Source organism: Roseibium sp. R5 (genome assembly GCF_055755305.1).
Window position 1 is genome coordinate 2625444 of sequence record NZ_CM146910.1, and the last position, 13148, is coordinate 2638591.

At 56.7% G+C, this 13148-nt stretch carries 10 protein-coding genes; 7 read left to right on the forward strand and 3 right to left on the reverse strand.

Features of this window, described 5'->3' with window-relative positions; all coding sequences use genetic code 11:
* Nucleotides 1–83: 83 nt before the first annotated feature.
* From lpxC to recN, 3 genes are all read left to right on the forward strand, one after another.
* Complete coding sequence (gene lpxC, locus AC0J4F_RS12245; RefSeq protein WP_306149005.1) at nucleotides 84–1028, forward strand: UDP-3-O-acyl-N-acetylglucosamine deacetylase; 945 nt, start codon at nucleotides 84–86, stop codon at nucleotides 1026–1028.
* Nucleotides 1029–1315: 287 nt separating this feature from the next.
* Nucleotides 1316–2122: an outer membrane protein assembly factor BamD gene (locus AC0J4F_RS12250; RefSeq protein WP_133947586.1), complete on the forward strand. Its 807-nt coding sequence runs from the start codon at nucleotides 1316–1318 to the stop codon at nucleotides 2120–2122.
* Between the two features lie 338 nt (nucleotides 2123–2460).
* Nucleotides 2461–4131 (forward strand): DNA repair protein RecN, encoded by a 1671-nt coding sequence (recN, locus tag AC0J4F_RS12255; RefSeq protein WP_133946310.1) that lies wholly within the window; start codon nucleotides 2461–2463, stop codon nucleotides 4129–4131.
* A 71-nt stretch (nucleotides 4132–4202) separates the two neighbouring features.
* Here recN and AC0J4F_RS12260 read toward each other — a convergent pair whose 3' ends face one another.
* Nucleotides 4203–4385 (reverse strand): hypothetical protein, encoded by a 183-nt coding sequence (locus tag AC0J4F_RS12260; protein WP_133946312.1) that lies wholly within the window; start codon nucleotides 4383–4385, stop codon nucleotides 4203–4205.
* Between the two features lie 122 nt (nucleotides 4386–4507).
* Between AC0J4F_RS12260 and ligA the strand changes: the two genes are divergently transcribed.
* Together ligA and AC0J4F_RS12270 are read left to right on the forward strand one after the other, a co-directional pair.
* The gene (gene ligA / locus AC0J4F_RS12265) at nucleotides 4508–6658 is read left to right on the forward strand and encodes an NAD-dependent DNA ligase LigA (protein WP_133946315.1); all 2151 of its coding nucleotides are present in this window, start codon (nucleotides 4508–4510) and stop codon (nucleotides 6656–6658) included.
* A 340-nt stretch (nucleotides 6659–6998) separates the two neighbouring features.
* Nucleotides 6999–9059, forward strand: coding sequence for a nitrate- and nitrite sensing domain-containing protein (locus tag AC0J4F_RS12270; protein WP_209002107.1), 2061 nt, complete (start codon nucleotides 6999–7001; stop codon nucleotides 9057–9059).
* 81 nt (nucleotides 9060–9140) lie between these two features.
* Here the strand turns inward: AC0J4F_RS12270 and AC0J4F_RS12275 are convergent, their stop codons facing one another.
* The gene (locus tag AC0J4F_RS12275) at nucleotides 9141–10955 is read right to left on the reverse strand and encodes an aminopeptidase P family protein (protein WP_133946317.1); all 1815 of its coding nucleotides are present in this window, start codon (nucleotides 10953–10955) and stop codon (nucleotides 9141–9143) included.
* 251 nt (nucleotides 10956–11206) lie between these two features.
* Here AC0J4F_RS12275 and AC0J4F_RS12280 point away from each other — a divergent pair, with 251 nt between their 5' ends.
* Nucleotides 11207–11410, forward strand: a complete 204-nt coding sequence (locus tag AC0J4F_RS12280; RefSeq protein ID WP_040452352.1) for a hypothetical protein — start codon at nucleotides 11207–11209, stop codon at nucleotides 11408–11410.
* An 83-nt stretch (nucleotides 11411–11493) separates the two neighbouring features.
* Here the strand turns inward: AC0J4F_RS12280 and AC0J4F_RS12285 are convergent, their stop codons facing one another.
* A complete protein-coding gene (locus AC0J4F_RS12285) occupies nucleotides 11494–12384 on the reverse strand; it encodes a 50S ribosomal protein L11 methyltransferase (RefSeq protein ID WP_133946320.1) in 891 nt (296 codons plus the stop codon).
* Between the two features lie 183 nt (nucleotides 12385–12567).
* Between AC0J4F_RS12285 and AC0J4F_RS12290 the strand changes: the two genes are divergently transcribed.
* On the forward strand, nucleotides 12568–13146 hold the full coding sequence (locus tag AC0J4F_RS12290) for a tetratricopeptide repeat protein (RefSeq protein ID WP_133946322.1): 579 nt from the start codon (nucleotides 12568–12570) through the stop codon (nucleotides 13144–13146).
* Nucleotides 13147–13148: the final 2 nt, after the last annotated feature.

Here is a 13148-nt window from a genome sequence, read left to right on the forward strand (position 1 = left end):
AGCTGGCGATCGTTAAAAGTCCGTAACTTTGCACGTGCAAATGACTGACCATTACCGGCGCCAAACCGGAAGGGTAGGGGAATATGACCGCATATGTAGACCGACAGACAACGCTCGCCGATCAGGTGACGCTGACAGGTATCGGTGTTCATTCGGGTAAACCTGCGTCAATCACATTGGTGCCTGCTGAAGCTTGTGTGGGGGTTGTGTTCTCGCGTACTGACAGCGATTCTTCCAAGGAAATTCCGGCGCTTTGGGACAAAGTGTCCGCAACCGCGTTGTGCACCGTTCTCGATGATCCGTCCAAGGATGGCATCTCGACCGTTGAGCACCTGATGGCTGCGCTGTTTGGAATGGGCATCGACAACGTCATCGTTGAAATCGACGGCCCTGAAATGCCGATCATGGATGGTTCCAGCCACGCGTTTGTCGAGGCGATCGAGCAGGTTGGCATCAAGAAGTTGGACCGGGGCCGCCGGTATCTGAAAGTCAAGAAAACCGTTCGTGTCGACAACGGAAGCGCCTGGTGTGAGCTGCATCCCTATGACGGCACGAAGTTCGACATCACGATTGACTTTGATACGCCTGCGATCGGCAACCAGAAATTTGTGTCCGACATGACACCGGACGTGTTCCGCAACGAACTCTGCCGTGCACGGACCTTCGGTTACGTGAAGGATGTTGAGCAGCTCTGGAAGATGGGCTTCGCGCTCGGTTCTTCGCTGGAAAACTCCGTTGCTATCTCCGACGACAAGGTTCTGAACCCGGAAGGCACGCGCTGGCCGGATGAGTTCGCCCGCCACAAGGCACTTGACGCGGTTGGTGATCTGGCGCTAGCCGGTCTGCCGATCCTGGGGCTTTACCGCTCCTTCAAGGGTGGTCACAAGATGAACCACTCCATTCTGGTCAAGCTGTTCGAAGATCCGTCTGCATTTGAGATCGTCGAATCTCCGGCCTTCCGCCAGGTTGGCCAGGTCGACAAAGGCGGTTTGGCTGCTGCAGCAGCTTTTGGTCCGGACGTTTCCTGATACTTTTCTTTCAAGGGAGGCTCGAACGCCTCCCATTTTTATTTTAGGTGAAGCTGCCGTTTGTGGCGGGTTGCCACAAAAAAGCTTAAAAAATCCGGCAGATCGCGTTTGAAAGCGTGACGGGGGCGGTTCGTTTCCGCTAAACACTCGTGTTATTGAAATCAGGAATTTCTGTGCCGCTCGGTGCAGGGCTGTGTTTGGGCTGATATGTGCAGCTCGGGAGATAGGGTGTGAACGGAAGACAACTCGGCTTTTCGGCGTGGGCGGCTCCACATCTCAAGCGTTTTTTGGCTCTTGCGGTTTTGGCTGCGCCCTTGGCATTGTCAGCGTGCAGCAGCAAGGACGAGTTCGATGAGCTTGCGCTGAACGACACTCCTGCGGAAGTTCTGTTCAACGAAGGCCTTGCACTGCGGGCACAGGGCAAACTGAGAGATTCGACTGCCAAATTCGAGGAACTCGACAAGCTCTACCCGTACTCGGAATATTCCAAGAAGTCCCTCGTGAACCTTGCCTATCTCAACTACACGCGGGGCAAATACACGGAGACTGTGACATCCGCCAATCGGTTTGTAACGCTTTACCCGGGCGATCCGGATTCTGCCTACATGCTTTACCTCGTGGGTCAGAGCTACTACCGCCAGATGCCGGACATCACACGGGATCAGGCCACGACAGAGCGCGCGGCGTCTGCGTACGGCGAGCTGATCCAGCGCTTCCCTGAATCAGAATATGTACCGGATGCCCAACGCAAGCTTCTGATCGTTCAGGACCAGCTTGGCGGCAAGGAAATGCAGGTGGGCCGGTACTATCTGGAACGCCGGAATTACGTTGCAGCCGTGAACCGCTTCAAGACCGTTGTGAACAACTATCAGACCACCCGTCACGTGGAAGAAGCGCTCTTTCGTTTGACCGAAGCCTACTATGCGCTTGGGGTGATCAGCGAAGCCCAGACCGCTGCTGCGGTTCTCGGGCACAACTTCCCGGACACGCAGTGGTACAAAGACGCCTATACTCTCTTGAACAGCGGCGGATATGAGCCTTCTGAAGACAGTGGCAGCTGGATTAGCCGCGCATTCAAGAGTATCAAGCTCTAGGGTCAGGACCCATTAAATTTGATGAACTGGCGCAAGAAACGGCAATGAGCTGCAAGGAAAAGCGCGAAAAGCGGGCTGGCTGCCCGGTTGAGCGGTTTGACGAAGCAGATCGACGCCGTTTTTGCGTGCCTTCGGGATAGGATGCATTTGCCCGGCAACATCGTTGCAAACCTTTGGAAACCGGACGGTTTCCTGCAGCTTTGCGCCTTGTATCCGAACAAATTCATTCCTACCATTTCGTCCAATTTAATAGGGCCTGACCCTAAACTAGACCGACTCGGATTGGCGCCTATCTAAATGGTGCCCGCCCGAGCCGAATTCTAAGGAGCGCTCTGTTCATGCTGGTCACGTTGTCTATCCGTGACATTGTTCTGATCGACCGTCTGGATCTTGAGTTCGCCGCCGGAATGTCTGTACTGACAGGCGAGACCGGCGCCGGAAAATCCATTTTGCTGGATTCCCTGTCTCTGGCGCTTGGCGCAAGGGGCGATGCTGATCTTGTCCGTCACGGAGAGGGGCAGGGACAAGTGACCGCCGTTTTCGATGTCGAGATGGCGCACCCGATCCGCGCTTTTCTAAAAGACAACAGCATCGACGATGACGGGGACGTCATTTTGCGCCGGGTTCAGGCCGCAGACGGGCGCACGCGCGCTTTCATCAATGATCAGCCGGTCAGTGCAGGGCTTTTGCGGCAGGCTGGTGCTCTGCTGGTGGAAATCCATGGTCAGCATGATGACCGGGCCTTGGTTGATCCGGAGAGCCACCGGGCTTTGATCGACGTCTTTGGCGGATTGACCACCGACGTGGACGCCGTGGCAAAAGCCTACCAAGGCTATCGGTCCGCCGAAAAGGCTGTTGCAGATCATGAAGCCCGCATTGAAGCGGCCCGCAACGAAGCGGATTATTTGAGATCCTCTGTCGAGGAACTCAGCCAATTGAAGCCGGAATTTGGTGAAGAAGATCAGATGGCGGCACGGCGCACGGACATGATGGCGGTCGAGAAGATTGCTGGGGATCTGAGCGAGGCCTACGAAACCCTGAACGGATCCGCATCCCCGATCCCTGAGCTCGCCAGTCTTTTACGGAGGTTGGAGCGGAAGGCCGATCAGGTTCCGAACTTGCTCGGCCAACCGGTCCAGCATTTGGCAGGCGCCCTGGATCTCCTGGAAGAGTGCCGCTCCGGGCTGGAAGCGGCCCTTCGGGAGACCGAGTACGATCCCCGCGAGCTCGAGGCTGTAGAGGAACGGTTGTTTGCGCTCCGTGCTGCGTCACGGAAGTATTCCTTGCCAGTTGACGAACTGAGTGCTCTTGCCGAGCGCATGGCCGCTGATCTTTCCGATCTGGACGCCGGTGAGGACAAACTGGCCGCTTTGGCCGATGCGGCTCAAAAGGCGCGGGCCGACTATGACCGGAAGGCCGCAAACCTCTCAGAGAAACGGCGCAAAGCCGCGGCGCGCCTTGAAAAGGCTGTTGAGACGGAATTGCCGGATCTGAAGTTGGAACGTGCGAAATTCATTGTCGAGACCGCGAGCGATCCGGAGCAGCGCGGCCGGTCCGGCATCGATCAGCTGGAATTCTACGTTCAGACCAACCCTGGCACCAAGCCGGGCTCGATGATGAAAGTGGCCTCCGGCGGCGAACTTTCCCGGTTTTTGCTGGCTCTGAAAGTGTGTCTCGCCGACAAAGGATCGGCGCCGACGCTGGTTTTTGATGAGATTGACACCGGTGTCGGCGGTGCGGTCGCCGAAGCGATTGGATTGCGGCTGGCCCGGCTTGCAAGCAATGTGCAGGTTTTGACCGTGACCCATGCGCCTCAGGTCGCGGCAAGGGCTGAGGGGCACTTCCTGATCGCCAAGGAGGCGACAGACCCGGACCGGGTGGCAACGCGTGTAAAGCGGATCGATGAGGACCATCGCCGTGAGGAAGTGGCCCGGATGCTGGCGGGAAGCGTCATTACGGACGAAGCGCGGGCGGCAGCGTCCCGGCTTTTATTACAGAGGGCAGGCTAAAAGGAAGGCCCGCTGGAGAGACGGGCCTTTGCGCAGTTGGCGGGGGAGGAAACGGCAATTTTTGCAGGTTTTTATTCGACAGAAATGCTCGGGACAGTGAGCTCGATACTCACCTCATCGTCCTGCGCATACCACTGCGTATAAAAGAAGATCCCGGCAGCGATTGCGGTGACCAAAGCTCCTGCGATGAACCAAACCGGGCCGGACCCTTTGCCGGATTGTGAAAGATCGAAGTTGGCTTTGGTGTTTGACATCTTGCTCTCCTTTGCATTGAAAAACGCCGGACATATAAGTCTAGAACGCTGGTCTTCGGGAATGGTTCCCGGACAACGCAAGACAGGCGACAAATTGGAAAATCCCGGGGCTGGTAGCGCGCATGACCGATAACTCTTTGACCGAAATCGAGCAGTTGAGCCCGGAAGCTGCCAAGGCCGAGCTTGAGCGGTTGGCATCGGAGATCGCTGAACATGACCGGCGGTATCACCAGGAAGATGCGCCGACGATATCGGATGCGGACTATGACGCGCTGCGCCGACGGAATTCAACGATTGAGGCCCGTTTCCCGGAGTTGATGCTGGCCGACGGCCCGTCTGCACAGGTCGGCGCGGCGCCAGCCTCTGGGTTCGGAAAGATCACGCACCGGGTGCCGATGCTGTCGCTGGACAATGCATTTAGCGATGATGATGTCCGTGATTTTGTTGGCCGGGTGCGCCGGTTCCTGAAGTTCGATCCGCTGATGGGAGCGTTGGCTGTCACTGCCGAGCCGAAGATTGACGGCCTGTCCCTCTCCTTGCGGTATGAGGACGGCACGCTTGTCTATGCCGCAACGCGGGGCGACGGCACGACGGGCGAGAACGTCACCGCCAATGCCAAGACCATCAAGGATATCCCGCAAACGCTCATTGGCACCGTGCCGGACGTGTTGGAGATCCGCGGCGAGGTCTACATGGCCCACAAGGACTTTGAGGCCCTGAATGCGCGCATGGTGGCCAATGGCGGCAAGGTGTTTGCCAATCCGAGGAATGCGGCTGCGGGCTCCTTGCGCCAGCTAAAGTCCGAAATCACTGCGTCCCGGCCGCTTCGGTTCTTTGCCTATGCCTGGGGGGAAATGAGTGCGCTGCCAAAGGACACGCAAGACGGCATGGTTGCGCAGTTGGCAGCGTGGGGGTTCCAGATCAATCCACTGATGAAACGCTGTGAGACGGTGGAAGAGCTGCTCGCAGTCTATCATGGCATTGAGGAAAACCGGGCGCAGCTCGACTACGACATTGACGGTGTTGTCTACAAAGTCGACCGGCTGGATCTGCAGGAACGGCTTGGTTTTGTCTCCCGGTCTCCGCGTTGGGCGATTGCGCACAAGTTTCCGGCCGAGCAGGCCTGGACCGTGCTCAATGACATTGAAATTCAGGTGGGCCGAACGGGTGCGCTGACCCCGGTTGCCAAACTCGAACCGATCACGGTCGGCGGCGTGGTGGTTTCCAATGCGACCTTGCACAATGAAGACTACATCAAGGGTATTGGCCAGGATGGAGAGCCGATCCGGGACGGCAAGGACCTGCGCAAGGGCGATACGGTCAAGATCCAGCGGGCCGGCGACGTTATTCCCCAGATCGTCGATGTGGACCTCGACAAGCGTCCAGACGATGCGGAGCCTTATGAATTTCCGACCCGCTGCCCGCGCTGCAACAGCCACGCAGTGCGCGAGGAAAATGAAAAGACCGGCCGCAAGGACGCGGTGCGCCGGTGCACGGGCGGTCTGATCTGCCCGGCGCAAGCAACGGAAAAGCTCAAGCACTTTGTCTCCCGCAACGCCTTCGATATTGAAGGGTTCGGCGATAAGCAGGTCGATGCGTTCTATCAGGATGACCTGGTGAAGACCGCGGCTGACATCTTCACACTTGCTGAACGCGACAAACAATCCCTGACCAAGCTGCGCAACCGCGAGGGCTGGGGCGCCGTTTCCGCAAAGAACCTGTTTGAGGCGATCGACGCACGTCGGGAGATTGATCTTCACCGGTTCATTTTCGCGCTCGGCATCCGGCATGTCGGCGAGGGCAATGCCAAACTGTTGGCACGGGCCTACGGGTCCTGGGCGGCCTTTTACAAGGCGATGACGGAGGCCAGCGATCATGGAAGTGAGGCTTGGGCCGAGCTCAATGACATTGATGGCATCGGGCATATCGTTGCCGATGCGTTGGTGGAATTCTTTGCCGAAAGCCACAATCGCGAGCAGTTGGATGCGCTGCTGCAAGAGGTGACGCCGAAGGATGCGGAAAAGATTGAGGCGTCCGGCTCGCCGGTTGCCGGCAAGACGGTGGTCTTTACCGGCTCCCTTGAGCGCATGACCCGTGACGAGGCCAAGGCAATGGCCGAGCGGTTCGGGGCGAAGGTGTCGGGGTCGGTGTCCAAGAAGACCGATTTGGTCGTTGCCGGTCCGGGGGCCGGATCCAAGCTCAAGAAGGCATCAGAGCTCGAGATCGAGGTCATTTCCGAGGACGATTGGTTCGAGTTGGTTGACGTTACGTAATTTGCATCTGGCGACACTTCTGATCTTTAGGTTGACGCTAGAAGTTGTTCAGGTTGTGAAAATTCGGATGCTCGCCTTATGGTTTTTGTCTGCTCGAATCAAATGAACAGCATTTTCTATAGTTCTAAATATCTGAAAATATTATCGAAATTAAATATAGGCGATCGGCACCCGTATAATTATCAATAGTGAAATTCTTAATTGCACCACCTTAAATTGTTTCTATTGATTTATTGTTTTTTCGCTGTCGTAAAATGCCAAATTTCTGCCTTACGTTAAGGTATGAGTAAGCTGAAAAACCCACTCTTCCGGGCACGAACGCCTAGGAGGGGTAGGCTTAATGAAACGGATTAAAGTACAAATCATGGTATTGGCTTTGGTGCCAATGCTTGCAGTGGTCGGTTTTGCGGGTTTCTCTGTCTACGAAACCAAAGTCTTACTGTCGCATCACGAACATATGCGACCTTTGACACGGATCGCCGAAGACGCCGGAAACGTCATCCATGAACTGCAAAAAGAGCGCGGCATGACAGTCGGCATGATCCGGTCCGATTATGCTGCTGAAAATCTGTCTAAGTTACAAAAACAGCGCCCCCTGACGGACGCGGCGATCAAGATCTTTGACGATCATCTTGCCGCCATTGAACTCAACGATGCCTATACGCTCGAAGAATTGCGCAGGGTCGGTAAAGCGGTGCATGAGGTCGACGGCTTCAGGATAAAGGTTGATAACCGTTCCAAGTCAGCGCCCGAAGTGGTCGCCTCATATACCAAAGAGATCCATGCGCTTGTTCATTTGATCGGCCTTGCCATCGAAGCAAGCCCGTCACCTGAAATCACGGCAGAGCTGTTCCCCTTCATTGCTCTTGTTGAAGCAAAGGAAGCAGGTGGGCTTGAACGCGCCCTGGGCGCAGGCATGTTGAATGAGTTCGCGCTAACAGGTGAAGTAAACTTTGATGTCTACAAAAGGTTCATGGCTAAGTACGGAGCTGAACAAGCCTTCCTGTCGGAGTTTAAAGCGATCGCGCTGCCAGATCAAAAGGAACTATTTGCCGCGACCGTAAAAGGGCCCGCAATAGACACAGTCGAAAAGTGGCGGCCTATTCTTCAAGGACTTCCTCAGAGCGGAGACGCAAAGGGTGTTTCGGGCAGCGATTGGTTTGCGACGGCCACTCAGCGTTTGAATCTGATCAAGTCAGTTTCCGATGAGTTGATACACCGCGCAGAAGCTGCTGCTGATGCAGACACTGCAGCGCTTGCTTCCCAGCTATTCTATGTGTCTCTGCTGGCTTTGATTGTCGTTTTGGCAAGCGGAGGCCTTGCAGCTTTCGAAGTGTTGTCAATCTCAAAACTGCTGCAGCGCCAGCGCGATACCATCGCCAGCCTTGCGGAAGGTGATATCGACATAAAAGTATCCTACACAGACCGTCCGGATGAGATCGGCGACATTGCCCGATCTGCGGAAGTCTTCCGGGACAATCTGATCAAACAACGCACGCTGGAAGAAGAAGCGGAAAAGGGCCGTATTCAGCGGCGCAAACGGAACGCTCATCTGGAAGCTGCCATCAAACAGTTTGAAGATGAGGTCTCCGCGGTTCAGCAGCAACTCAAGAACGAAACGCACGAAGTCAGTCAATCTGCCGGCCAAATGGTTCAGATTGCAGGTCATGCTTCAGAAAGCGCGAGTGCTGCCAATGCAGCGACCGAAGAAGCGACGACCAACGTCCAGACTGTAGCGTCCGCTGCTGCCGAACTGTCCGCCTCCATCAGTGAGATTTCCCGCCAGGCCAATACGGCCATGGAAATCTCTGAAACGGCATCATCGACTGCGGTTTCAGCTGACAAAGATGTTTCCATTCTGGCGGAAACTGCTGACAAAATAGGTGAGGTTGTCGAGATCATCCGAGCCATCGCAGAACAGACCAATCTTTTGGCTTTGAACGCCACAATTGAGGCTGCGCGGGCAGGGGAGGCTGGCAAAGGCTTCGCCGTGGTTGCGGCTGAAGTGAAGGAATTGTCAACACAAACGGCCAAGGCGACGGACGAGATTGCCAGCCAAATCACCGGCATTCAGGGCTCGACCCAAAAGTCTGTCGCGGCCATCCGGTCCATTGTCGAGCAGATTGAGCAAGTGCAGTCGGTGACCAGCACCATCGCGGCGTCCGTGGAAGAACAGAACATTGCGACAAGCGAGATCACGCAAAGCATTACACTGGCTTCAGATGGCGCATCGGCTGCAGCGTCCAACGTTGCTGGTGTGTCCGGCTCGATCGATCAGACCCGCGAGCAATCCCAGACGATGAGCCAATCTGCCGATCAACTCGGCAAGGTTGCCAACAGTCTTTCGGGTGCGGTCAGCCACTTCCTGGAGCAGGTGCAAAAGGAAGACGAGGCAGCATAACCCGCTCGCCTTTTTGGAGTTTATGGAAAAACCGCCCGGACAGTGTCCGGGCGGTTTTTGTTTGTGATGGAAGGCTTTTGTTCAGATCTCTTCGGTCGCCTGTTCCAGCCAGATCCTGTCCTTGGCGGCCAGCAATGGTCCGATTTCGGAGCGGACCCGCTGATGGTACCGGTTAAGCCAGGAACGTTCGTTGCTCGTGAGCATACCGGCGACGATCAAGCGCCGATCAAACGGGACCAGTGTGATTGTCTCAAACCCGAGCATTGGCCGTTCGCCGCCTGGAATGTCCTTCGGTGCGGTGACGATCTCGAGGTTCTCCAGGCGAATGCCGTATTCACCGGCGGGATAGTAGCCTGGCTCGTTGGACAGGATCATGCCCGGCTTCAGCGGCACATGGCCGGTCTTGGCGATGCGCTGCGGACCTTCGTGGACACCGAGGTACGTGCCGACGCCGTGGCCGGTCCCGTGGTCGAAATCGAGGCCCGCTTTCCAAAGATCAATGCGCGCAAGGGTATCCAGCTGGGCACCGGTCGTGCCTTCCGGAAACTTCGCGGTCGAGATGGCAATATGGCCCTTTAGCACCAGCGTGTAGTGCTTCTTCATCTCTTCGCTCACAGTGCCAACGGCGAGCGTCCGGGTGATGTCGGTGGTGCCGTCGATATATTGCGCTCCGGAATCAATCAGGAAGGGCTTGTCTTGCGGGATCTTCAGATTGCTGGTGCGGCTGACCCGGTAGTGGCAGATCGCCCCGTTCGGGCCGGCCCCGGAAATCGTGTCGAAGGAAATGTCCTTGAGCTCTCCCGTTGCCGCGCGGAACTCTTCCAGTTTTTCCGCAGCCCTGATTTCATCCAGCTCACCCTTGGCGACTTCTTCATCGAACCAGCAGAGGAAGGAGATGTAAGCCGCCGCATCGCGGACATGCGCTTTCCGGGCGCCTTTCAGCTCGACGTCGTTCTTGACGGCTTTCGGTAGGAGAACAGGATCAGAGGCCTCAACGAGTGTTCCACCGGCATCTGTGATGGCTTCTGCAATTCCGATCCCGGCAAGAGACGGGTCGATGATGACCTTCTTCCCGTCCGTGCCGAGTGTTTTCAACCCACCTTGAAAATCGGCCGGCTCGGAAATATCGGTCAAATCGGCGAGGGCATCGCGCACGGAGTTGGAGAGCTTCCGGCCATCAATGTAAAGCGACGGTTTGCCCTCTGCCGGAATGGTCGCAAACGACAGCGGCAGTGGTGTGTGCGTGACATCCGAGCCGCGGATGTTGAACAGCCAGGCAATGGAATCCGGCTGTGTGAGGACACACGCGTCGGCTTTCTTGTCCTGAATGGCTTTCTGGATCTCGGCGATCTTGTCTTCCGACCCACGGCCTGCAAGCTCCGTCGGATACAGCATGACCTGACCGATCGGTGGCTCCGGGCGATCCGCCCAAACTGCATCAACCGGGTTGGCTTCCAAGGTGATCAGTTCAGCCCCGGCCTCTTTACAGATCTCCCGCAACCGGCGGACTTCCCGCACGGTGTGCAGCATGGCGTCGATACCGAGTTTTTGGCCCGGCTTGAGGCGTGCGGCAAGCCACTCCGTCACCGGCTCGGTGATCAGATGCTGGGCCGGAAACACGTCCATGTCGACCTGTTCGCGCACCTGGATGGTGTAGCGGCCATCGACGAAAACGGCAGCTTCTTCGCCCAAAACCGCGGCCATACCGGCGGATCCGGTGAAGCCCGTCAACCACTGCAAACGGCAGTCATGCGGCGGGACATATTCCCCCTGGTGCGCATCGGCGCGGGGAATCAAGAAACCATCAAGGCCCAGACGCTTGAGTTCGGCTCTGAGAAGCGCTGCATGCGGCGCCCCGCAGGAAGGATCACTGAGATCGTCAAAATTCTGAAACATGGCGGCAAAACTAAAAGGGGTCCATGACGCAATCAAGTCGGATAATTATTTCTTGAAAAGATTGGATATGGGAATTTTCGTTTCGAAAATGTGCAATGCACAAATCATTTCGCATATGCGAAATGCGCAGGGCTGGCATGCAGATCGCCCCCTACCTAAACCGCGCATCCACAATCATATTAACTGCCAACAAGCTAATAAAGACGTTTCTCCCTAGGGAAGCTCTTCAACTTCGAATGGGATTAAAGACAATGACCATCGCAACGACTACATCGACACGCGCTTCTGGCGGCTTCATGCGCCGCGCTTTCGACCGGATGATCGAAGCCCGCTCCGTACAGGCCCGCCGCTATGTCAACGGTTACCTCCTGTCACTCGACGACGCGACCCTTTCTGCCCACGGTTACGATCGTGAGCAGCTGGAACGCGAAGGCTCTGCGACCAGCGCGTTCTAAGCCGCTGAAAGAACAACTGTGCACGATAAAAGACCCCGCTGGATCAACCGGCGGGGTCTTTTCGTTTCTCCTAGGAAATAGCCTTACGCGTGTTTGCGGCCGCGGACCAGCGTGAGCGTGAGCCAGCCGTCCTTTTCCCGGCGGCGGTCCAGGACAAATCCCTGACATCCATAAGCAAACAGGATCCGCGCTCCATCCTCGATCCGCAGACCTGACAGGACCAGCGTTGCCGTTGGCGTCATCCGCGCGCAGATGGACTTCGACATCTTCATCAAGGGCCGCGCCAGGATATTGGCGATGACCAGATCGAACGGGCCGTACAAATTGAATCGCCGGTCTTCCACGCCATTGGCGGTGAAACCGGTCACGAGATGGCGGGCACCGTTAAGCCGCGCGTTTTCCAACGCAGTCTGCGTTGCGATCGGATCAATGTCGGTCGCCAACACCTGCTGGCGGGCTTTCAAGGCGGCAGCAATTGCCAAAACACCTGTTCCCGTTCCGAGATCCAGAATGCTGTCATACTCGCGCATGGACAACAGCCGGTCGATTTCCTCCAGGCATCCGGCGGTGGTTCCGTGGTGGCCGGTTCCAAAGGCAAGCGCAGCCTCGATTTCCAGGCCAATCGCGCCGCCCGGCACCTTGTCGCGATCGTGACTGCCGTGGACGAGAAAACGCCCGGCGCGGACCGGCTTCAAACCTTCAAGGCTTTTCTCCACCCAGTTGATATCCGGCAGTTCTTCGGCTTTCAGCGGTGCGGCGAATGCATCGGCGCCGACCCGGTCGCGCACCAGTGCGGCTGCTTCGTCCGGTTCCATGCCGAAAAGCAGGATCTCGGCAGACCAGATCTTCCCGTCCTTGGAATCTTCGTAGATCGTGACTGGATTGCCCTCGTCTTCAAAGGCCCGTTCCAGGATTTCGGAGATCCGTTTGGCTTCCAGTTCTTCCGCCGTGATCTTGACCCGGATGGTTTTCATAAAGGCACGCCTTCGGTTGAGGTGTCTGTTGGCTTGTTAGCTTGGCTCAGCGGTATAGCCGGAGCGAAAAACCCCTGCCAGTCTCTTTTTTGTTTTTGCGATAAAACCCGCTGGATCTGGCGAAACAGTCCGCCTGCCATAGGTTTTTACTAAAGTGCCCGACGGTACCAAGGGAGATCCACCATGCAGGCAAGCGCAATCCTTCAGTCCCGCCGTATCTTGCCGACAGCCGCATTGCTGCTTTGTCTTGTCTTTTTTGGCACAGCGAGGCCGGTACAGGCGGGTGATCTCCCGGATCAACGGCTGTTCGATGCATTGCTTTCCTCGAAGAGCGAAATGGAGGCCCGGATAGTCGAAGCGGAAATCTGGGAGAGTTGGATTGCGGCCGCCCCATCCGCAGATCTGGAGGCAAAGGTTCGCTCAGCAATGAGCAAACGGCGGGTCGCCGACTATGAAGGGGCACTTATGGAGTTGAACAGTGCCTTGGAAACGGCGCCCGATTATGCCGAGGCGTGGAACCAGCGGGCGTTCATCCATTACCTCCAGGGCAAACCTGATCGTTCACTGGAAGACATCGAACGGGTGCTGGAGCTTGAACCCCGGCATTTCGGGGCGCTTTCCGGCAAGGGCCGGATCCTGATGGAGCAGGGCAGGGTCCGGCTCGGCCAGCAGGCCTTGCGGGAGGCGGTTGCCCTGCATCCCTTCATACCCGAACGCTTCCTGCTGATCAGGGAGCAAGAGGAAAAAGGAATTGATCTTTAAAG